The following is a 21621-nucleotide window of genomic DNA, read 5'->3' on the forward strand; positions in this document are numbered from 1 at the left end:
CCTGCCAGTACGCAAAGTGTCAACATTCCTACTCTCTCCGCTCACTTCTTAAATGCTAAGCGCCTTGTTATGAATGCTCCCGATTATATCTCTGGTTTCCTGCTTGGATTATCACTCATTATCGCCATTGGCTCACAAAATGCCTTTGTACTCAAGCAAGGTCTCAAACGCGAGCACATATTTTTTGTTTGTCTGTTTTGTGCGGTAAGCGATGCGCTATTAATATCAGCGGGCGTTGGCGGATTTGGGGCGGTCACCGCACGCTATCCGCATGTGGTAGATATTGCAAAAATAGCAGGCGTTTTATTTTTATTGGGCTATGGCTTACAGAGCCTGTATGCCAGCGTACGCGTATCACACGCTTTGAATATTGATGGGCAAGTAGTGACCAGCTTAGAAAAAGCGCTACTACTCTGCTTTGGTTTTACTTGGCTAAATCCACATGTCTACTTAGATACATTGGTACTCGTTGGGATGGTTTCAACAGGCGCAAGTAGTAAGCTCACTTTTGCCGTTGGGGCAATTAGCGCCTCGTTTTTTTTCTTCTTTGCCCTAGGTTATGGCGCACGCTTGCTCAGACCGCTATTTGCGAAGCCAAAAGCGTGGAATATACTGGATGCGTTGGTAGGACTGCTGATGTTGTATCTGGCTTGGCATCTATACCAAAGCTAAATACAACATTAGGCATTCAATCTAGATAAATTAAGAGGATTTTAAGTGCTCAATATTAGAGACAGAATAAATAGCTTAGATCAAAGCAGGAAACAGCGTACGCAGACCGCTAACGATAATCTCGATAGACACGGCTGCCAATAGCATACCCATGATTCGGCTCATAATATTCAGACCAGTATCACCCAACAAGCGACTGATACGACCAGCTGCCATCAATGCCAGATAGCAAAATAGACTAATGAAGAGACCAGCAATGATAATGGCAGATACCTGCAAAATTCCTGAGACTTGTGATGAATAAATAATAACGGTAGAAATACCACCTGGTCCAATCATCATCGGTATCGCAAGGGGTACCACTGCTGAGGCCATCGTCGGCGGCGCATCTTGCACGTGGTCGACATCGAAGTTCTCTTGATCAGGCTTAACAGGATTACCTTCACCGTTCATCATATTTAGTGAAATCAAGAACACCAATATACCACCAGCCAGCTGAAACGAGCCAATAGAAATACCTAGTGCTTTTAGTAAGGTCTCACCCGCCACCGTAAAAAAACTGATGGTGATAAAAATGGTCAGACAAGCAACACGTGCAACTTTACGTCGATTATTCATCGAATAGCCGCGAGTCAAATCCAAGAACAACGTCAATGCGCTAAATGGATTGATCAATACCATAAAGGCTAGGATTATCTTGATAATTTCAGTATTCACTGAGCGCTCGCTTGTCTATTGATACCGCTTGTGCAAAAAGATAAGGCCATCGTGCGAGTGCGACGATGACCCAATAGGCAATTCATAATAGTATTGTAACATAGGCAGATAAGCGAGTTAAATCATTAACTTTGCTCGGTTACCCTCCTATATCATCTTGGCGAAAAATCCAGCGAATATAAAGCGAATATAAAAAGCGGCGGCTCAGATTAAGCTGAAATAATTGACAGCCTATGCACTAAAATCTAAGCCGATATCCAAAGCAGTAGTACTGTGCGTTAGGTAGCCCATCGCAATAAAATCGACTCCTGTACTGGCAGCTGCTTGTACCGTTTCAGGCGTAATACCACCAGAGGCTTCAGTCTTTGCGCGACCTTTACACATGGCAACCGCTTGCGATAAGACTTCTGGCGACATATTGTCTAGCAATACCAAACTCACACCTGCCTCTAATGCCTGCTCTAATTGCTCTAGTGTATCTACTTCGACTTCAATTGGAATCAGATGCCCAGCAAAATGTTGTGCTTGCTCGATAGCGGTTTTTATGTCACCAGCAATGGCAATATGATTGTCTTTGATTAAAATCGCATCGTCCAAACCCAAACGATGATTGCGACCGCCACCGCAGCGTACCGCGTATTTTTGTACAATACGCAAACCTGGAATGGTCTTACGCGTACAAGTAATTTGTGCCGGATATTGCGCCACGCTATCGACAATCTGGCGGGTCGCTGTCGCAATACCGCTAAGATGCGTCATAAAATTCAATGCTGTACGTTCTGCTGTTAGCAGACGGCGTGCATTACCTTTTACAGTAGCCAATACAGCACCGGCGGCGACTGTTTCGCCATCCTGCACTTGAGCCACAAACTCAATGTTTGCATCAACTAAGGCAAAAGATAAACGCGCCAAATCCATACCACATATCACACCTGATTGCCGCGCCTTGATCTGTAATTGTGCTTGCATATCTGCTGGGATAGTGGCTTGCGAGGTGACATCACCACGTCTGCCCAAATCTTCCGCTAGCGCATCTTCTACCAAGGGTTTAAGCAATACGTCATCCAATGCTGGCTCTTTTTCAATTGTCATCTTTGTCCCTCATGTAAGCATGATACGAATAAATAGGCGTAATATGGATAAATAGACATGATATGAATAAAAACGTCTAAATATTTAAACTCAAAATGAGCATAAATATAGCGTAAAGTTGCCGGTCCTGCAAGGAGAGGTGACAAGTTTTTTATTAAGCAAGTCGATTTCTGTATGAAATTGACCTAGCTGTATTCGTTAGTAGCCACTATTTGCGCTTAGGAAGCTTGCTGTCCATCAATAAGCTTTGTAGCTCAATATCATGACGAAAACGATAGAGTTTGGCAGGGCGACCACGCTGAGCATTACTACTCTCTCCTGTCTCCGTCACGAGATTCTGTGACTCAAGCAAACGGCGAAAGTTTTGCTTGTGCAAGCGTATACCTGATAATGCCTCAACACTATGCTGTAACTGCGATAACGTAAACACGTCAGGTATCAACCCAAAAATAAGCGGTCGATATTCAATTTTGGCGCGTAGTCTTGAAATAGCAGTAGCAATCACGCGGCGATGATCGTAATACATCGGTATGCCGATACGCTGAGACCAGTCGCTTGGCAATTCAACTGTTTGGTAATTGGGTGGATAATTAGGCGCTTCAGGTATTAGTCCTGCCTCGTAAAGCATTTCGTACCGTAGCAACACATGCTCTGCGATCCATTCTCTGCTTTCATCAGTCTTATCGCCAACTGATTCAGTTTCTATGAACTCGCTATCTGTCAAAAATCCTTCACTCAATCCCCAACACAAACCAATACGTTGACGCCTACGCTGCCGGGCAACTGAGTCTTCAGCGGTACTTGCCCACTCCAATAGCATAGGGATGATAAAGTCCATAATGATACTAGGCATACCATCTAGATGGTTCTCCCATGGAAAATAATCATACCAATCTCGCCATAACGCCTTGCTTTGGAGCGCCTGCGTTTGCGTCTCTTGCACTAGGCCCAAATAGCTAACATAGACGAGCGCATGACCGTCAATGTTACGTCTATTGGTATCGACAAAGGTATATAACTGCTCCAAATATCCGAGTGGCTGCTGCGTCTGCTCTTCTACCCATTGACGTACGCCAGCTTGCAACGAGCGATGTAGCGGCATGAGTGGACCATTTGGCAATAGCTTACCTTGGTCAACGGTTAGGACACGAGCGATATGATCGGTAATCGCGACCAATACGGCGACCACTTCTGTTGTGCCGCTACCTTGCTGGTGCGCATGTGAATAAGACAACGTCATAGTTTTGGGGATTATCCTATCTCTTTAAAATGGCATAAAAGGGATATCAAGGCTGATAGTGATGGTACGCCTCAAATCTAAAACAGTATAACGTGAATCTTGAAATATCATAGTCTGGCGTTGTAATCGTAAAACATCAAAATCAATCGCTAAACGTCAGCTTCTGTATAAAGACAAACTAAAAATGCAGACCATTTAGCTAAATCGCAAGTAATGAAAATAGCTGTACTTAATCAGCAGGTATACAAAAAATACTTGTATTTATGCTCAAAATGAGCATAATTAAAACAATGAATTGATTTTATCTTGCCAAACGTCTTGTTTTAGCACACCCATTTATCACTATAGCGCCAACAGAGGTTGCCATTATGAAAATTTACCCTTACGACGCACCCATCATGAGTACCGACAATCGCATCGCCACACAGATGAATATTGAATATGCCAAAGCAAAAATGCCAGCAGACTTGCCTCGTGCTGAACGCATTATGGTTGAAGAAAACATCAAAAAATTATTGAAAGATAATAACGCCGTACTGGTGGCACATTACTACGTTGATCCTTTTATCCAAGACTTGGCCCTCGCGACAGGTGGCTGTGTCGGTGATTCGCTTGAGATGGCACGATTTGGACAAGCCCATAGCGCCCAGACGCTAGTCGTCGCTGGCGTACGCTTTATGGGTGAATCGGCAAAGATTTTAAGTATGGAAAAAACCGTACTCATGCCAGATTTGGAAGCAGAATGTTCGCTCGATTTGGGCTGCCCAGCTGATGAGTTTTCCGCATTTTGTGATGCTCACCCTGAGCGTACCGTCGTCGTTTATGCCAATACCAGCGCCGCGGTAAAGGCGCGCGCTGACTGGGTCGTAACATCATCGGTCGGTATCGACATCGTCCGTCATTTGCATGCGCAAGGAGAGCCAATCATTTGGGGGCCTGACCGTCATTTGGGCAAATACATCGCTCGTGAGACGGGTGCAGATATGCTGCTTTGGCAGGGTTCTTGCCTTGTGCATAATGAGTTTAAAGCCACTGAGTTACTGCAATTAAAAGCCGAATACCCAGAAGCCAAAGTCTTGGTACATCCTGAGTCGCCCGATAGCGTGGTGGCACTCGCTGATGTCATCGGCTCTACCAGTAAACTATTGCAATCAACGTATGAGATGGATGCTGACACCTTTATCGTTGCGACTGACCTAGGGATATTGCATGAGATGCAAAAACGCTCGCCGAACAAACGCTTTTTGGCAGCGCCTACCGCTGGTGAAAGCGCGAGCTGTAAGAGCTGTGCGTTTTGTCCTTGGATGGCGATGAATGGCCTAAAAGGTATCGAGCAATGCCTAACAAATAACAGCGGTGAGGTACTAATGACGCCTGAGCTTGCCGCCGCCGCTAGAAAACCTTTACAGCGCATGCTTGATTTTGCTGAATCGCAAAAGCAACGTGTGGCCGCCAGTGGCGATATCGTCCAAGACCGTGCATTGTTTGCCAATGTTGGAGCAGCCTAGCATGAGTAAGCCGCGCTCAGCCAATCAAACCCGCATCACCATTCCTGATAACCGTATTCTTGATAACTATAGGAGTAGTCGCATGAGCCATATCATAAATACTGATGTCCTTATCATTGGTGCTGGTCTGGCAGGCTTGAGTACAGCGTTATCGCTACCAAAGTCACTGAATATCACGGTTTTAAGCAAAGCAGCACTTGAGGTTTGCTCAAGTCACTATGCACAAGGTGGTATTGCTGCCAGTCTAGACAAAGATGACTCTGTATCTGACCATGTTACTGATACCCTAGTAGCTGGTGCAGGGCTTTGCACACCTGATAATACTGCCAGTATCTTGGGTGCAGGACAACAAGCGGTGCAGTGGCTATGTGCGCAAGGTGTCCCTTTTACGCAAAACTCACCTATCGCTTTGAATAATGCAAGCGCACAGGACTTCTCTCAGTTACAGACTAGCGACTTGCATTTAACAAAAGAAGGCGGTCACGGCTGTAGACGCGTCGCCCATGCAGATGATGCGACGGGTCGACACGTGATGGACGCTTTGACCATCAAAGCGCAAGCTGCTACCAATATCACTATCTTGCCTTATCATGAAGCGCTTGAGTTACTGACATTACCTATAGCGAGTAGCCAGACTTTTTTTACAGATGGTAGCGATGCTAAGCATTGCCGAGGCGCAATTGTCTTTGATCATATCAATGGACGCCCGCTCACCTTTCATAGTCGTGCAGTAGTACTGGCTAGTGGCGGCTTAGGTCAGTTATTCAAGCGTGCCAGCGCGCCTAACGTCTGCGTCGGTGATGGTGTCATGATGGCATGGCAAGCAGGCTGCCGCTTGGCAAACTTAGAGTTCATTCAGTTTCACCCAACAGGCTTAGCGTTAGATGACAGCAGCTTTTTGATATCTGAAGCACTGCGCGGTGAAGGGGGACGATTATATTGTCCGCAAACTGGTATCCGCTTTATGTTGGACGTGGACGCACGTGCTGAATTGGCACCGCGAGATATCGTCGCTCGGGCGATAGCTACGCAGATTGATAACAATGGATTTGGCTACGTGCATCTTGATGTCAGTCACTTGCCTGCTGACTTTGTAAAAGCGCATTTCCCGCAGATTTACCAAACGCTATTAACGCTTGGGATTGATATCACGACAGATCCTATTCCAGTCGCCCCGACAGCGCATTATAGTTGTGGCGGTGTGGTGACTGATGCCCATGGGTTGACGGATGTGCCAGGACTTTATGCGGCTGGTGAAGTGGCTTATACGGGGCTACACGGAGCAAATCGCTTGGCGAGCAACTCTCTACTAGAGTGCGTGGTGGTTGGTCGTAATATTGCAGCCCACCTACCTCAGTATTTAGAACGTTTAGAAGACTTAGAAGAGATAAATGATGACATTTATTATGAGGCAGCTCAATCAGCTACTACTGTTTGGTCAGCGCCAATTCTTACAGATATGCAGCCTGTGGTCTTGCCTATCTCTGGGCTTGTCGCACAACAATATGGTCATGGCGATAAAACACTCGATGTTGTTGACACTAATCTCGCAAAAACTGATGTCGCAACCATAGCCACAGAACTAAAAGCGCTCATGACCACTAACATGGGTATCACCCGTAGCGCCAGTCAATTAGAGCAAGCACTAACCCAAATACAAAAGTGGCAAGACTGGCTCACAGATGCTGAGTCTGAGCAATCCGATGCAAGTAATAGACGCAGCCCTACTACTGCTAGCGGACTTGCATGCTTTCAATTAACAAGGCAGCTTGAATTAGCAACTTTAATTATTCAGTCTGCTTATCAACGTTTTGAAAGTCGCGGTGGGCATTATCGCCTTGATTATCCAAATCTAGCGGCTACTCCTCGAACGAGTGTGGTTGAGTCGCTAAAAAAATCCACACTTGAATCATTCATTAATATCATAGAAGAAGAGAGAATGCGCGTGCCTATTATAGAAAGCACTTAAGTCTACTAAAATCAGTATCTAACGCTATAGTTAAAGAGGTATTTAAGCTATCATTACAGATAGGCTCTAAATATCCTCTACTATTTGAGTGTTAAAGGTATGGCTTCTGACATTTTGTTTGTGATTGCCCTGATGATGGTCGTCAGTTTGGTTTGGGGCGCACTTGCCATCCCTTATCTGCGCAAACGTTTACCGAAGATATACTTAATTGCGCGCTCTTGGTGGCTGATGTTAGCGACGCTATGCACGTGTTATGTGATTGCAAAGATAGCGAACGACAACCAAAGTGCCAATTATCAAGCGCATCCCTATCAATGGCTGATTGTTTTATTCTTTATCTTAATCGGTTTACGCGGTGGCTATGAGATCAAACGCCTGTGGTGTCTGCGTAGTAGAGAAACCCTTATTCAAAAACTCCGAGCACGCGGTTTGCAGCCAGACTCTCTACGCTGTCCTAATGCCTCCTTAGACGCTACGCAAAACTATACGCGTCTTAACTTTTTAGATTTGCTATTCAGCGTTGTCTTTGCCTCCCTAATAGTTAGCCTAATCGCCTTACAGAAATTGACGTGGCAACGCGAACAATACGGTGTGTTGCTCTTCGTACTATTTGCCAGTCAGTTTAATGATATTGCCCAATATCTATGCGGGCGATTGCTGGGGCGCAAACTGTTTCAACGAGGACTCGCCCCAACGATTAGCCCCAATAAAAGCATTGAAGGTGCTGTCTTTGGCAGTTTTTTTGCAGCGATATTGGCAGCATTATTGGGTCTTTGGCTCACCCCTTTTAATGGGTGGGTATGCCTGCTAGCAGCCTATGGCTTGGCAGTCAGCGGTATTTTTGGCGATCTATTAGAATCAGCGTTTAAACGCCAGCATGGGGTAAAAGATACGGGAACCATGCTCGCTGGACATGGTGGCGTATTAGATAGGATAGACAGTTTGCTCATCGGCGTCCCGCTATTTACCGTATTTTACTGGCTACTTGGTTAACTGTACTAACAGTACGGATAGCAACATTATCTGGTTTTATCCAATTTGCTGCGTAATAGCCAATTGAGTACAGGCTTAGGCAAATGATTTAAGACGCTCGTGATATATCGCATCGAACGTGGAAATATTGCCAGCTCTACATCATCGTCAATTGCTTGCATGACATGACTGACTGCTGTTTGCGTACTCATGATAAATGGCTTATGACTAGCATCACCATTATTCAAATCACGTAACGCTTGGGTGTCGATATAGCCTGAGGCAATAGCATTCACTTGAATATCATAAGGGGCAAGTGCCGCTCGATATGCGCTGGCAGTCGCAATCATCGCGCGTTTGCTTTTTGCATAAAGACTGGCATAAGGATATTCCATCGTACCTGCGATAGAAGCGATACAGACAAGGCTTGGTCTGCTACATTTGGTCAAATCCAATGCCTGATGTGATTGTTTCAACTGCTGCTTTAATTGACTGCTTGCCCATTTAAAAATCTGCTCAAATGCTTGTAAATTAATCGCTAGCATTTGATTGCTGTCGGCTTGGTTCAACTGATGGACACGCTCATTAGTATAGCTGCCAGCACTATAGATAAGCCTTTGAAATCTAATATCGGATAGACTGTCCAACAACGCTTGTGTCTGATTCTGATCGGTCAAGTCGCATGCATAGGTCACGATAGTAGGATATTGGCTGTTGATATCGGCTATCTTTGCCGTATTACTCCCCACAACGCTCACTTGCCAGCCAAGCGCTTGATGATGCAGCGCCAATGCCAAGCCAAGACCGCTTGTACCACCAACAACGATAATATGCGGTGTGTTGTTCATATAATTAGATGATGTAGCGTATTTCATAGGTCATGCTGCTGTATGTAATCGGTCGTACGTTGGTAGCCGTACTGCCATTGCGCCTGCATTTGCTGCACAAATCCATCATAGTCACGATGTATGAGCTCAACGGTCATTTGTTTTAGGTTAAAACGCTTTTGCACATTTTTCCCTATTAGTTGCTGCGCGTTATCTGCGAATGGCAGCCAATGTAGCTGATGGTTTTTACTAGTAGTATGCGATGGCTCTTTCATTGGGTTATAACCATGCACTTGTGCCAATCGGTCATTGGGGTCAAAACCAAAAACACGCTGAATCGCTGGGACAGCAAGCCATGAGTCATATCCCGCCTTGGTCTCGGCAAATACTGTCTCAGCCAACTGACAAGCCAGCTCGATCGGCGTAAGATTAATCACGCCGCCCAAGCACCAGCCAAGCTCTGTGATATGCGTGGGCGGTAAATAATACATATCAGCCATAGAAGCGCGAACCACTGAGGCAAAATCCCATTGAGTTTGTACTTTTACAGACGGGTGTATGCGTCCATTAGCGAACGTATGCGCTGATGACATTATTTGCTCGTCGGCCAGACTTGATACTGAATTTGACAAATTTGCTAAGCGCGGTGGCGCAAATAATAACTCTTGCAGTGTTAGTGTTGTATTAAACGAATCATCAGTAGGCGCTTGATACAAACGGCTAGCAATGATAGCTATCTCTGGTGACGCTTTATGAGCAGCGCTATTATCGTCGCTACCGTTATTGTTACTAGTAGCAAACTGCGACAATTCATCGAGCCACTCTGCCTCGTTATCGATACGAAACATTGCTAACTGCTGTAACTCATTTAACAGTCGCTCGTAGCTGTCTGCTTGACGTTGTCCTTGTCCATTGTCTCGCAACTTTGATAACCACCAACGTTTGAGTGCATAGGTCATATAACGCAGCTTTAGAAGTTTATTGGCTTCATCTGGCGCAACATGTCGAATTGCAGTAATGACACGATACAGTTCGCGACTGCTCATGAGTTCCTGTAAGTGCTTAGGATCAGGCGCAAGTTGTACTAAGTAAGCAGACAGACTACCACCGCAAGTACCAACGATAATGTCTGGCGTTAAGTCATGAGACGCCAAGGCTGCGTAGCTACCCAAATAATAACCAAAGCGTGAGCCACCACCTGAAAAAAGCTGCACACGCTCGTAAGGCTTGACCCGCTCATTATTCATCTATTATTCATCATCAGTTTGTGCGGTTTTAATCGCTAATGACACGGTAAAAATACCAAAGCGATCGATACGCATCGTGACTTTCTTAAAGCCTGCGCGCTCAACAAGTTGATCCATTTCCGCTTGCGAGCGACAGCGCATGACCCAACTGCTACCATGGTGATTGTTCAATGTTTTACTGATGAACTCCTGCTCAGGATGCCAAGGTTGATTGGTATAAATCAAATAACCACCCAATTTTAGGCTGTTATAAATACCAGCCAATGCCGTCGCTGGTAATGTATTATCAGAGAATAGTTCAAACAACCCAGAAGCGATAGCGATATCAAATGTTGTCGTATCCGTACTGGCATCTTTCGTCCGTACATTGGTATAACTGGCAGGATCAAAGGCATCTTTTTTGCTTATCACTACCCTACTAGCCATTGCCAGTTGCTCTGCTTTTGCTTGCAGCGCTTCGATATTATACATCTCATAATCACGTAGCTCAGCGTGCAGATCTGCAAACTCTGTCAGTAGATCAAACGCATAAAAACCATGACCACTCGCGATATCTAACAGTTTTGGTTGGTATGCTTTATTGCTGCTTTGGTTTTTATCTTTGATATCTGCGAGTGCTAAACGTGCCAGCTCTAATATATGCTCACGGCGAATGCGTATACCCTGCCAGCCAATATTATTTAGATAGAATTTATCGACTGCCTGTCCAAATTTGTTCTGACCGCTGGGCTGATTGTAATAGACATGATCCAGCGAATGACCAGAATCAAACCCATGCTCCAGCCCTGTAGCAATCGCAGCGCTGACATGACCGAATTTCTGCATCGCAAAACGGGTAATCGCAAAGTTTGGATTGAACGGCTTAATCGCCAACCGATCCACTTTATCTTTACTGGCGCTGTTTAAATGGGCGGTACTCAAATCAGGCGCTTGTACTTGTGTGCTAAATACCTGCTCGGCAAACTCAATACAGTCTGCGAATACGTCGGCTTTATTGGTTTCATGAAAAATTGCATGATAGCTATCTGGGTATAACTGCCAGCGTTTGGTCGGGGTATTAATCGCTTCATAAAATGTCCGCTCAGCCTGCTTATCGACCACATAATCCTTACCCGCGCATAAGACAAACGTCGGCACGGTGATAGCCCCTGCATCATCGAGCAAGCGCTTACCCGTCGCATGAGTGTCGATGAGCAAGTCGGTCGAGATACTGTTAGATATTAACGGATCCGCATTATAGGCTTGCTGCGCGTCTTTATCATGAGTCAGTACTTGTGCTTTGACATAGCTGCTGACACGTGACATTAGGCCTAGTGTACGTGCTACCTTGAGCGACGGTATGGCAAAGGGCAAATACAGACGAATACTGAGCGCAGGCGTGCCCAATATCATCCCGCGAATATTGGGTGCATAATCATGTACCCATGCGGCTGCTAGTACTGCGCCAATACTACTGGCGACAATCAGCGTGTCTTCGATAGCGATGCTAGTTTGTCCCATGACCAATTGCACAAAACCGTCTAAATCGCGCTCAAGCTCTGTGACGCTCTCAGCATGATCTTTGATACCGCCTGAGCGACCATTGCCGCGTGCATCCCAAGCAAATACTTGATAGCCCGCTTTTGCAAACTGCTCTCCTAGCTCTGCCAATCGCCCCGAGTGCTCATGACCTCGGTGCAATAAAATAACTTGGCGTAATGGTTGACTGGCTTCTTTTATCTGCTCTAAAGACATCGTTAGCCAATAGCGATAATAAATAGCCGTACCATCGTAAGCGTTATAGCAGCTTTCACCATTGATAACCTTCTCCTCAGGAACATGAATACCGTCGTTCATATCCTTTGAGGTATCTTTGGTATTTTCAGAAATAGATGGCATTGTTTTGGACTCCAAAAAGGAAGCTTGAGTAGCAGAATTTGACATAGAAAAGTTGGAAACAGAGCCGTCAGGAGATAAAGTATCAGCTTGAATAGAATCGTTATGGCAGATCATAAGAGGAGCGGATTTGTCTGACCGACATACAGGCGGGTTACGCATCAAGTATAACGCTGCCATATAGCGCAGTCGATTGAGGCAAGTCTTTAATAACATGACCTCTATCAGTATAAGAAATTGTCCCATTCTGGGATGAAACCATGATATCGGTGCTTTCATATATATTGGTGTTTTAATACCCATAACCGCACCAAGCGCACCCAACACAAAAGCACGGTCGCTTTTACCCAAAGGCCCTTGATTGGCACGGTTGCCTAAAACTGCATCACTGGCTATACCCAACAATTCGGTGCTGATACTAAGCGCGATCAAACTAAAAATGTGCTGCTGATGAGCTGATAAACTGATTACTGACGCATCACTTTTCTGGTCAGCGACATGAGGTAACAGACTCGCTAGCAACGCCGTATCGGCAACGATATCACCTACTTCGTTCAGTACGGCACCTAGCGTTGACGCTTGATTATGTTCACGTGCCATCATACCGTCGATGGCATTGAGTGCCATACGTACAAACAATGAGGATGGTAATAAAAGCCATAATCTTTGTTTTTCGACGGCAGGTTTGGCAACCACATATGCCGTACCCACGCTTAATAGTACAGCAGATACTGTCACTTGATTGGCAGTCACATTTTGCTCGACCAGCGCATTACTTATCGGACGGAGCTGATCTTGAAAGTTAGATTTGAGCTGGTATAGCGACATAATGCTAGCCAAATATTATCAGTGCCTTAATGTATCAATAAAATTTTGTTTGGTAAAGAATTATAGCGCCTTAAGCTATTACTGATCGACAATCAACGCCTGATAATTTTCTATACATCCTCGTTGCCCATGTCAGTATTGCTAAGATGATATGCTACAATCGCAAGCTTCTTAAAATATCTTGTTAAAAATGCTGCGAGCCGACCACCATGCAAAGCCTAATTACCCTCGTTTTGGTCTTGATGCCAATGTTTATTGGCTTTGCCATTCCCTCTAACCCGACCTTGACCAAACTTGCCGATAAAGGCTTGTCGTATTTGGTCTATCTTATCTTGGCATTGATCGGTATTGAGCTATCACAGGTAGAAGGGCTGGGTAATCAAGTTGGCGAAATTGCCTTGTACGTGACCGTCTTATCTATATTGACGATTGGCACAGGATTGTTTGCACTTATGCTGTTTGACCGTGTACGACCATGGCATGCCAAAAAACCAAGCGTCAAATCCAAAGAGCATCGTGTCAGTATTCGAGGCAGCTTAGCTCAGGTCGTTTGCGTCGTGATTGGCATGGTAATTGGTTACTTCTTGCCTACTGATTATATGCCACCTGAAAACTCTATGACGGTCATGCTGATGATTTTGATCTTGTTGGTAGGTATTGGTCTCAAAGGCTCAGGTATTACGCTAAAAGAAGTCATGCTCAATAAGCGCGGCGTCGAGATGAGCATTATTTTTACGCTATCGGTGCTAGTTGGTGGGCTTGTGTTTGCTTTGCTGTTCTCAGATGTGTCATGGACGAAAGGCTTGGCAATGGCATCAGGGTTTGGTTGGTATTCGCTATCAGCGATTGTCATGACCGATGCTTACGGCGCGGTATGGGGCAGTGTCGCGCTATTTAATGATTTGGTACGGGAGTTCTTTGCGCTGCTATTCATTCCTGTATTTATGCGCAAATATCCTTCGGCTGCTGTCGGGCTTGGCGGTGCGACCAGTTTAGACTTTACCTTGCCTATTATTCAACAGTCAGGTGGACTAAAAGTTGTGCCACTGGCAATCAGTTTTGGCTTTTTGATTAATATTGTCTCTCCTGTACTGATGGTGTTCTTTTCGGCATTGGGGTAGATACAGATTTTTAAGATTGAGTACGATTTAGAACTCGACACATATCTTTGAAGCTGAGTCAGCCGGATCATTATAAGCGTTTATTTTTGGCTCTGTCGCTAGTCCATAGACTCGACGATTCATGGATTTTCCCTCTTCGGTGTCAGCTGATGCAATAGGCGCTCTGATACCACAGTCAAAAGCACTCAAACGACTAGGCTTGATGTCGTGTTTTAAAATAAGGTAGTTTTTGACCATCATAGCTCTATTTTTAGATAAAGTATTTAACGCCTGCCCCATTTCATCTTCCGAAATATGAGCTTCAATTTTCATAGTAGCGGTATCGTACTTATTCATCTGCTCTGCTACTTTATCAAGCTCAAGCTGATACTCTTTTGATAGCTCACTACTACCCTTTGTAAAAAAAGCACGATACTCCATTTTTAGACCTACTCCAATACCTGCAATAGGACAACCTACTTCATCTATTATCACCTTCCAAGGTGTAGCTGGACACTCATCTATCGCATCAAGTACACCATCCCCATCGCTGCCTAAAATAACTTCTACAACTGGTAAATCAGTAGTTTGAGTTGTTTGATTTTGCGAAACAGATGTTTGGCAGGCTGATAGCGCCAAAGCGCTTACCAAAATTAAAAATATATTTCTTAATTTGGTTTTCATAATATTTTGCCTTTAAAATTCTCTACAATCTAAGAGTGTATGATCATACCTGTCTCGTGCTGATATCCAACCGAACACTCGATGATTCATAATAGCTCCCTCCTCAGTATCATTAGGGGCAATAGGATTATCAGCGCTACAATCAAAGGTGCGAATTCTATGCGCTGGCAGGTCAAGATTAACCAAGTAATTTTTGATACTTTGTGCACGAGCACTCGCTAATGGGTTAGAGTCCAGTTGCTGAGACGAGCCTTCAAGATGTAGAGCTTTCTCGTCAATGGCTTGCTGTTCAATTTTGGAGGTATGCCCTTGGACAAAAAAAGTCAGATTAGAACAGCGATCCGCGAACGCTATGATCTTATTTAATTCCGGAGTATATTGTTCCTTTATTTCGGCACTATCTTTATCGAAAAACACTCGTAACTCCATAGACAATGTATCGTCCAAATCCACTGGCATAGGTTTGCCATTTTCATCAACAGGTGGCGGTTCAACCACGCAAATGGAGGGCTTTAAAACCTCTTGTGCAATGTTACTTGTGGCTGGAGTCACTGACTGGCAGCCTGCTATTACCACAGCTCCTATCATCCATAAGGCAGTAGATAATTTTGTTGTCTTGAACGTCGTCATAGTGAATGCCTTACTAGTTATGATAGGCCATACTTATACTCATGCCATGTCACTAACTCTGTGTCACTAAAAAATAAGCAACCTCAAACCCCACTCGCCTGCTTCGCAAACAAGCGCATCAATGGTTTAATTTTACCAACGCGGTACATGCCTTCATTACGGATCTGCTGCACGGGGCGCGCTTGGGCAAGCGACCCTGCAAATAGCCAATTAAGGGCAGAAAAGCTGTGCATCATTAGGCTATTATGCGGACGGCGCGAACGCTCATAATGACGCAGCGTTTGGTTAGCACCCCACAGCGTGCCGCCACTACGGGTAAAGTCATGTGCCAGTTGCTCACATAATACTTTTACATCGAGCATGCCGAGGTTCAATCCTTGACCTGCCAGCGGATGCACGCCATGAGCTGCATCACCGATGAGTACCAAATTGTCAGCTACGTAGCTTTTTGCTTGCTGTGCCGCTAAAGGAAAGCTGGCAATGGACTCAATCTGCTTGATAGCACCCAGCTCGTAATGGCTCGCTGCCGCAAGTTTGTCCGCGATAAAGCGGTCGTCTTCCTCTATCAATGCCAATGCCTGATTACGCGGCAATGTCCATACGATTGACTGCCAATGCTGCGGATTTACTTTATCAGTCTTAGTGATATCCGCTAAAGGCAAGAGCGCTAGCGTACCAGTCGGTAACATGGCTTGGCGGGCAGTCGCTTGATGCGGTTTTTCAGTTTGAATCGCACAGCAAATCGCCGTTTGATTATAATCAAGCGTATCGAGCCCAATCCCTGCTTGCTGACGGACAAATGAGCCCCGACCATCAGCCCCGACCAATAGACGCGCCTCAATCGCTGTCCCATTATCTAAGGTCACACGGTAGCCTTGCTGCGCGCCTAGCCAGTCCATATTCACTACTTTGTGACCAGCGATAACGGTCAGATAGTCGCTGATATCCGCTTCATGCAAACGCTGCCATAATGCATGCTCAATAACGGCAGGCTCCACCATACTACCGAGTATCTCAGGTACAGCGCTTTGATCATAACTATCACCAAATAATAGCTCGCCCATGCCGTTCAGTTGCCAGACCTGCATTTGGGAATAGTCGGCTTTACGCTGAGATGCGGCAATGTGTTGCCACGCGCCAACCTCTTTGAGTAAGTTAATACTCGCCAGACTGAGTGCATAGACACGCGCGTCACGTTTGCTTAGCACCGCTTGCCACGCTGACTCGTCACGGGCAGGACAGGCATCAACTAAGGTCACTGGCATTTTATCCTGCGCCAGCTTTAGCGCGAGCGTCGCGCCAACGATACCGCCACCGATAATCAGCGTATGATTGTCTTTCATAAACTATCCTTTTTGGAGCATTGTCCGTCCATCATTCTATAAACGATGCACGGACGACTCCCCTCTTATTTATTGTATATTTTGAAAAAATCGTATTTTTATGCGCTGTTATGACTTTAGACCCATCGCGTAGGTCGCAACCAATGGCTTGATATTTGGCAATTTATCAAAGGCCAGTAATGCCATATTTCGTGCCAGCTTAATGGCGGGATTAGGATGGGTAAAGCCATGTACCACGGCATCACAGAAGCGAATCACCCGCTTTTGATCGGTTTGACGTGCCTTCTCATAGCGCTGTAGTAATTGTGCATTACCGATGTCTTCGCCTTTGAGCACTTGTGAGCTCATCATTTGTGCCAATACATGCGCATCGCGCATACACAGATTGAACCCTTGACCCGCGACAGGATGCAAAGTATGAGCGGCATTGCCCATGATAACGCAGCGACCCTCGACCTGCTTGTCTGCTAGCACACGGGACAACGGATACGCGCCGCGGCGACCAGTAGTAACGAACTTGCCCGAGCGCTGTCCAAACGCTTGCTGTAGCGTCTGCAAGAAATGTGCGTCGTCTTCTAGATATCTGGTTTCTTCGCCTATTGGACAGACCCAAACCACAGAGCGTCTATGACCTTGTTGATACTCATTATTGCCGTCGCCCTCTGGATCCGTCAGTGGTAGCACCGCTAGTGGCCCTGCTGGGCTAAAACGCTCAATCGCTACATGCTCATGCGGCTTATCCGTCTCGACCACACCAACGATAGCCGTTTGCTGATAGTCATAGGTGGTAGTGCCAATATTTAACAACTGACGTACGGTAGAATCGCGTCCATCACAAGCGACTAATACGCTGGCTTGTAGCTGCTGCTCACTTTCTGCTGCGTCATGGTTGCTAAAACTCAGCGTCACGCCGTCCGCTTGTTGGGCAACGGTGTTGACACTGGCATTATCAATCAAGGTAACAAGTGGCGACTGCTGTGCGGCTAATAAGAGCTTACGTCCTAGCCAAGCGTTTTCAATGACTTGGCCAAAGGATTCTACTTTCTCTTCAGCTTTATTCAGCTGCGCGCGCCCAAAGCTACCTTGCTCACTAATCTGCACGCTATCAATACGGCACGCATGGCTTTGCAATTCATCCCACAGTCCAATCTCTTGATAGATCTGTACCGTACGCCGCGATAATGCCGTATTACGACTGTCCAAATAATGACTGCGCGTACGGTCATCGGTCGGACTGATGGTTGGATAACGGTTTTTTTCTAATAGCGTGCTAGCAATGCCGTGATGTGCCAGTAGTAAGGCAAAAGACAAACCGACATGACCGCCACCAACGATAAGCACTTGCTGGTCGGTGATTGCTTCTCTTTTTTCAGGTAGGCTTTTAGAATTGGATAAAGGTGAACCTGTCTCTTGCATCGTTGTTGTTCCTATTATAATTTTCGGGCAGACACGTCTTTGGTGATCGATAGCCATTTTATTGGATAGTCTTTATCTGATAAAGGCCGCTTTTTACTCAATCGTAAAGCGTTGTAATATCGCTCATAGATTACCACAAATTGCCTATCATGCTGCGCTCTTAACCGTAGACAAATCGTTCGTCCATCCTTATCGCAAGCAAGGTTTATATTGGTAAAATCAGTAAAAACTTAACTTATCAATATCTCAATGCGAGCGTCACTTTTCACTGATGATGTTATCTAACCGATAAATGAACTTAATAGATATTCCGTTGACTCAATTTAGAGTAGGCCTGTGCATTGATTGCAATCGACATACAAAAACAACGCTATCTGCTCAATGTATCGCTTGAATTTTAAAAATTCTCTACCATAATGAAGGCAAGACTTTTATTTATTATCTTCCACAAAACCAACAATAATATTACCGTCACTTTTAGTATCTACTATAACTACTCGACACCCATATAACGCCATTAACCATTTTATCTCTGAAAACCCGTGACGCTATCAAAATTAAATCACAGCGCCGGGCACACAATACAAGGATAATCGCTTGACTGATACCATGAGCCGCCGTATAAAGTTTGAATCCCTAACGCCAGCACAGCTCAAAACCGTGCTAGGTGAATACAACAATCACATGAAATACATCCAAGAACGCCTCGATATCAAAATCATGCAACGCCAAGGCGATTTTTGCTTGAGTGGCGATGTGACCGCTGTCGAGCGCGGTGAACGTATCATCTATAAGATGGTCGATGAAGCCCAAAACACCAAAGATATCAGCGCAGAAGAGCTGCATCTGATTATCCAATCTAGCATCTCACGTGATGAGGATATGGACGACGATGAGCAGGATGATGATATCGAGGATGCAGAATCAGATGAGGCTAATGAGTTTACGCCTGTTAGCTTACGCACACGTAAGGGTCGCATCATACCACGCGGTGGCAACCAGCAGCGCTATGTAAAAAACGTCTTAAGCTCTGATGTGTCGTTCGGTATTGGTCCTGCTGGTACTGGTAAAACCTATCTTGCGGTGGCTTGTGCAGTCGATATGCTAGAACGTAACGAGATTGAGCGTATCTTGCTCGTACGCCCAGCGGTAGAAGCTGGCGAAAAGCTGGGTTTCTTGCCAGGTGACTTGACGCAAAAAATTGATCCTTACTTGCGCCCATTGTATGACGCGCTCTATGAGATGATAGGTTTTGAGAAAGTTGGCAAGATGATCGAAAAACAAATCATCGAAATCGCCCCGCTTGCTTATATGCGTGGTCGTACGCTCAATAATTCATTTGTCATTTTGGACGAAGCACAGAACACCACGCCCGAACAAATGAAAATGTTTTTGACTCGTCTGGGCTTTGGCTCACGAGCTGTCATTACTGGTGACATCACGCAGGTCGATTTGCCGCGCGGTCATAAGTCAGGTCTTGCGCAGGCGATGGAGATCTTAAAAGACATCGAAGAGATTCATATCACCAAATTTGATTCAAAAGACGTGGTACGCCATCAGTTGGTACAGCAAATCGTTGAAGCTTATGATGTATATGATGAAGAGCAAATGGCTTTAGAAGAAAAACGTAAGTTTGAACGTATCAAAGAGCAAGAACGTAGACAAGCTGTGGCTAATGCTGCTGCCAAACTGTAATAATGCTAGAACAATTCACTATAAAGATTTATATTGCATAGAAAAACCGGATTACTAAAGTAGTCCGGTTTTTTCTTGGCAAAGATTGCTTAGGTTTAGCATTACTTGGGTGAGGAATGGTCTAGATTGAGTATAGCCGACTAAATACGCCCATTCATAATAAAACAGGACAACGATATGAACCAATTTGACAGTAATAATAGCCACCAAGATCATAGCGCCACTAATGACGATGACAGCTTGGTAGCACTGGATATTAATGCAGCCGATGGTATCGATGATGAGACGCTTGATACGTTTTATGATCGTAAGTATCTATTATCTGTCATGATGGCGACTTTAGATTATATGAATGCGCGCATCAATGAAGGTCTGACGCTACCCTACTTTGCAGATATCGATTCTGAGCTGTGGCAAGAAAAATCCAAAACCTTGGACATATACATTACAGATGAAATCGAAGGCCAAGCCCTTAATTTAGAGGCACGCGGTAAGGACTACGCGACCAATATTTTGTCTTATCCAAGCGAGTTGCCTGTCGCCATCATCGGATTAATGCCAACACTGTCTCTTGGTGAGCTTATTATCTGTCATGAGGTCATAGTACGTGAGGCACAAGAGCAAGACAAAACCGTGGCACAGCACATCAGTCATTTGCTGATACATGGCGTGCTGCACCTACTGGGTTTTGATCATGAGCTCGGAGAGGCTGAGCAAGATGAGATGGAGCGCTTTGAGATTGAGATTTTGGCAGGCCTAAACCTACCAAACCCCTATCTTTAACTCGGTCTTAATCAGTCTTTAGTGGTCGGCAGCTTTTGCGCTTGACCCATTTGATTGATCATTTGATCCAAGCCTTTGACATGGACGCTACGCTGCGGGAATGGAATCTCAATCTTCTCGTCATCCAACGCGTGTTTGAACTGCTCAAGTAATTGGCACTGCATGGTCCACCAGTCAGCATTGGTTGTCCACACGTTCAATGTCAAATCAACTGAATTGTCACCAAGATTGGTCACTCGTACAATAGGCTCAGGATCGGTAAAAGACAACGGGTTATTTCTGGCTAGGCTCAGCATCAGATCTTTGGCTATTTTGATATCCGCATCATAGCCAATACCTACTGTGATATCGACGCGGCGATTGGGTAGTGCTGTATAGTTGACCACCGCTGATGTTGTGATGTCGCTATTAGGAATAATGATATCATGATTATTAATGGTCGTTAGATGGGTGTTGACCAAGGTAATCTCGGTCACCGTACCCGTATAGCTGCTGATTTGCACATAATCACCGCGCACAAACGGGCGAAAAGTCACGATCATAATGCCAGCGGCAAAATTCGATAGCTGGTCCTTCAGTGACAAACCAACCGCAACCGCGGCACCGCCCAAGATAGCAACGACCGATGTGGTCTGTACGCCAACTTTGCTAAGTGCGGCTAAGACCACGACAACCAATAGCACGCCATACAACAGACGGCTTAAAAAGCCAGAGACTGTTTCATCTAAATGACTACGCGTCATTAGACGACCAGAGAAGTCGACGGCTTTTTTGGCAAGCCAACGTCCAACGATAAATATAATTATTGCCAAAGCCACCTTGATGACTATCTCTAGTGCATTGCTGGTGAGCGTTGCAACATCTACTGTAAAACCTAAAAATTCCATACTAACTCTTTACTCTATAGCGGTGTGTTATAAATTTGGGTGTCGATCAATCTTTATTATTATCGTCGAATATTATGACGTATTCATTGATATTCTATGTTTATTTATCGTGTCACTGATTTTTTATCGCTTTAGT

The 21621-nt window shown here is 45.2% G+C and carries 18 protein-coding genes; 7 read left to right on the top strand and 11 right to left on the bottom strand.

Annotated elements, in window-relative coordinates:
* Positions 1-69 precede the first annotated feature (69 nt).
* Entirely contained in the window at positions 70-672 is a 603-nt protein-coding gene (locus tag I3255_RS08845; protein ID WP_238038512.1) for a LysE/ArgO family amino acid transporter, read from the top strand.
* A 75-nt stretch (positions 673-747) separates the two neighbouring features.
* Here the strand turns inward: I3255_RS08845 and I3255_RS08850 are convergent, their stop codons facing one another.
* From I3255_RS08850 to I3255_RS08860, 3 genes are all read right to left on the bottom strand, one after another.
* Positions 748-1389, bottom strand: a complete 642-nt coding sequence (locus I3255_RS08850; protein WP_201602473.1) for a MarC family protein — start codon at positions 1387-1389, stop codon at positions 748-750.
* 231 nt (positions 1390-1620) lie between these two features.
* Positions 1621-2481 carry a carboxylating nicotinate-nucleotide diphosphorylase gene (gene nadC, locus I3255_RS08855; RefSeq protein ID WP_238038513.1) on the bottom strand — a complete coding sequence of 287 codons (861 nt, stop codon included), beginning with the start codon at positions 2479-2481 and terminating at the stop codon, positions 1621-1623.
* 208 nt (positions 2482-2689) lie between these two features.
* Positions 2690-3721 (bottom strand): hypothetical protein, encoded by a 1032-nt coding sequence (locus I3255_RS08860; protein WP_238038514.1) that lies wholly within the window; start codon positions 3719-3721, stop codon positions 2690-2692.
* A 368-nt stretch (positions 3722-4089) separates the two neighbouring features.
* Here I3255_RS08860 and nadA point away from each other — a divergent pair, with 368 nt between their 5' ends.
* From nadA to I3255_RS08875, 3 genes are all read left to right on the top strand, one after another.
* A complete protein-coding gene (gene nadA / locus I3255_RS08865; RefSeq protein ID WP_238038515.1) occupies positions 4090-5229 on the top strand; it encodes a quinolinate synthase NadA in 1140 nt (379 codons plus the stop codon).
* A 1-nt stretch (position 5230) separates the two neighbouring features.
* The gene (gene nadB, locus I3255_RS08870; protein ID WP_346268623.1) at positions 5231-7198 is read left to right on the top strand and encodes an L-aspartate oxidase; all 1968 of its coding nucleotides are present in this window, start codon (positions 5231-5233) and stop codon (positions 7196-7198) included.
* Positions 7199-7297: 99 nt separating this feature from the next.
* Positions 7298-8191, top strand: coding sequence for a phosphatidate cytidylyltransferase (locus I3255_RS08875; RefSeq protein ID WP_238038516.1), 894 nt, complete (start codon positions 7298-7300; stop codon positions 8189-8191).
* 26 nt (positions 8192-8217) lie between these two features.
* Here I3255_RS08875 and I3255_RS08880 read toward each other — a convergent pair whose 3' ends face one another.
* The 3 genes from I3255_RS08880 to I3255_RS08890 are packed head-to-tail and all read right to left on the bottom strand — an operon-like array spanning position 8218 to position 12947.
* Positions 8218-9045: an SDR family NAD(P)-dependent oxidoreductase gene (locus I3255_RS08880; RefSeq protein WP_238038517.1), complete on the bottom strand. Its 828-nt coding sequence runs from the start codon at positions 9043-9045 to the stop codon at positions 8218-8220.
* A complete protein-coding gene (locus I3255_RS08885; RefSeq protein WP_238038518.1) occupies positions 9042-10244 on the bottom strand; it encodes a patatin-like phospholipase family protein in 1203 nt (400 codons plus the stop codon). Before I3255_RS08885 ends, I3255_RS08880 begins: the two co-directional genes overlap by 4 nt.
* A gap of 3 nt (positions 10245-10247) precedes the next feature.
* On the bottom strand, positions 10248-12947 hold the full coding sequence (locus tag I3255_RS08890; protein WP_238038519.1) for an alpha/beta fold hydrolase: 2700 nt from the start codon (positions 12945-12947) through the stop codon (positions 10248-10250).
* Between the two features lie 209 nt (positions 12948-13156).
* Here I3255_RS08890 and I3255_RS08895 point away from each other — a divergent pair, with 209 nt between their 5' ends.
* Positions 13157-14068, top strand: a complete 912-nt coding sequence (locus I3255_RS08895) for a lysine exporter LysO family protein (RefSeq protein ID WP_238038520.1) — start codon at positions 13157-13159, stop codon at positions 14066-14068.
* Between the two features lie 27 nt (positions 14069-14095).
* Here the strand turns inward: I3255_RS08895 and I3255_RS08900 are convergent, their stop codons facing one another.
* The 4 genes from I3255_RS08900 to I3255_RS08915 all read right to left on the bottom strand — a co-directional run bounded on the left by I3255_RS08900 (position 14096) and on the right by I3255_RS08915 (position 18120).
* Positions 14096-14731 (bottom strand): OmpA family protein, encoded by a 636-nt coding sequence (locus I3255_RS08900; protein WP_238038521.1) that lies wholly within the window; start codon positions 14729-14731, stop codon positions 14096-14098.
* 12 nt (positions 14732-14743) lie between these two features.
* Positions 14744-15361, bottom strand: a complete 618-nt coding sequence (locus I3255_RS08905; RefSeq protein WP_238038522.1) for an OmpA family protein — start codon at positions 15359-15361, stop codon at positions 14744-14746.
* 83 nt (positions 15362-15444) lie between these two features.
* Positions 15445-16704: an FAD-dependent monooxygenase gene (locus tag I3255_RS08910; protein ID WP_238038523.1), complete on the bottom strand. Its 1260-nt coding sequence runs from the start codon at positions 16702-16704 to the stop codon at positions 15445-15447.
* A gap of 108 nt (positions 16705-16812) precedes the next feature.
* Positions 16813-18120 (bottom strand): UbiH/UbiF/VisC/COQ6 family ubiquinone biosynthesis hydroxylase, encoded by a 1308-nt coding sequence (locus I3255_RS08915; RefSeq protein WP_238038524.1) that lies wholly within the window; start codon positions 18118-18120, stop codon positions 16813-16815.
* 609 nt (positions 18121-18729) lie between these two features.
* Between I3255_RS08915 and I3255_RS08920 the strand changes: the two genes are divergently transcribed.
* Together I3255_RS08920 and ybeY are read left to right on the top strand one after the other, a co-directional pair.
* Positions 18730-19815, top strand: coding sequence for a PhoH family protein (locus I3255_RS08920; RefSeq protein ID WP_058024365.1), 1086 nt, complete (start codon positions 18730-18732; stop codon positions 19813-19815).
* 177 nt (positions 19816-19992) lie between these two features.
* Positions 19993-20598, top strand: coding sequence for an rRNA maturation RNase YbeY (gene ybeY, locus I3255_RS08925; protein ID WP_238038525.1), 606 nt, complete (start codon positions 19993-19995; stop codon positions 20596-20598).
* A gap of 11 nt (positions 20599-20609) precedes the next feature.
* Here ybeY and I3255_RS08930 read toward each other — a convergent pair whose 3' ends face one another.
* On the bottom strand, positions 20610-21485 hold the full coding sequence (locus tag I3255_RS08930) for a mechanosensitive ion channel domain-containing protein (protein ID WP_238038526.1): 876 nt from the start codon (positions 21483-21485) through the stop codon (positions 20610-20612).
* Between the last annotated feature and the right edge of the window lie 136 nt (positions 21486-21621).

The sequence above is a fragment of the Psychrobacter sp. Ps6 genome (assembly GCF_022129235.1).
Taxonomy (GTDB): domain Bacteria; phylum Pseudomonadota; class Gammaproteobacteria; order Pseudomonadales; family Moraxellaceae; genus Psychrobacter.

What these genes read in the sequence shown, in the direction of transcription:
- I3255_RS08845 (WP_238038512.1), top strand. Translation starts at nt 70, where the DNA reads ATGAATGCTCCCGATTATATCTCTGGTTTCCTGCTTGGATTATCACTC.
- nadC (WP_238038513.1), bottom strand. Translation starts at nt 2,481, where the DNA reads ATGACAATTGAAAAAGAGCCAGCATTGGATGACGTATTGCTTAAACCC.
- I3255_RS08860 (WP_238038514.1), bottom strand. Translation starts at nt 3,721, where the DNA reads ATGACGTTGTCTTATTCACATGCGCACCAGCAAGGTAGCGGCACAACA.
- nadA (WP_238038515.1), top strand. Translation starts at nt 4,090, where the DNA reads ATGAAAATTTACCCTTACGACGCACCCATCATGAGTACCGACAATCGC.
- nadB (WP_346268623.1), top strand. Translation starts at nt 5,231, where the DNA reads ATGAGTAAGCCGCGCTCAGCCAATCAAACCCGCATCACCATTCCTGAT.
- I3255_RS08875 (WP_238038516.1), top strand. Translation starts at nt 7,298, where the DNA reads ATGGCTTCTGACATTTTGTTTGTGATTGCCCTGATGATGGTCGTCAGT.
- I3255_RS08880 (WP_238038517.1), bottom strand. Translation starts at nt 9,045, where the DNA reads ATGAAATACGCTACATCATCTAATTATATGAACAACACACCGCATATT.
- I3255_RS08885 (WP_238038518.1), bottom strand. Translation starts at nt 10,244, where the DNA reads ATGAATAATGAGCGGGTCAAGCCTTACGAGCGTGTGCAGCTTTTTTCA.
- I3255_RS08890 (WP_238038519.1), bottom strand. Translation starts at nt 12,947, where the DNA reads ATGTCGCTATACCAGCTCAAATCTAACTTTCAAGATCAGCTCCGTCCG.
- I3255_RS08895 (WP_238038520.1), top strand. Translation starts at nt 13,157, where the DNA reads ATGCAAAGCCTAATTACCCTCGTTTTGGTCTTGATGCCAATGTTTATT.
- I3255_RS08900 (WP_238038521.1), bottom strand. Translation starts at nt 14,731, where the DNA reads ATGAAAACCAAATTAAGAAATATATTTTTAATTTTGGTAAGCGCTTTG.
- I3255_RS08905 (WP_238038522.1), bottom strand. Translation starts at nt 15,361, where the DNA reads ATGACGACGTTCAAGACAACAAAATTATCTACTGCCTTATGGATGATA.
- I3255_RS08910 (WP_238038523.1), bottom strand. Translation starts at nt 16,704, where the DNA reads ATGAAAGACAATCATACGCTGATTATCGGTGGCGGTATCGTTGGCGCG.
- I3255_RS08915 (WP_238038524.1), bottom strand. Translation starts at nt 18,120, where the DNA reads ATGCAAGAGACAGGTTCACCTTTATCCAATTCTAAAAGCCTACCTGAA.
- I3255_RS08920 (WP_058024365.1), top strand. Translation starts at nt 18,730, where the DNA reads ATGAGCCGCCGTATAAAGTTTGAATCCCTAACGCCAGCACAGCTCAAA.
- ybeY (WP_238038525.1), top strand. Translation starts at nt 19,993, where the DNA reads ATGAACCAATTTGACAGTAATAATAGCCACCAAGATCATAGCGCCACT.
- I3255_RS08930 (WP_238038526.1), bottom strand. Translation starts at nt 21,485, where the DNA reads ATGGAATTTTTAGGTTTTACAGTAGATGTTGCAACGCTCACCAGCAAT.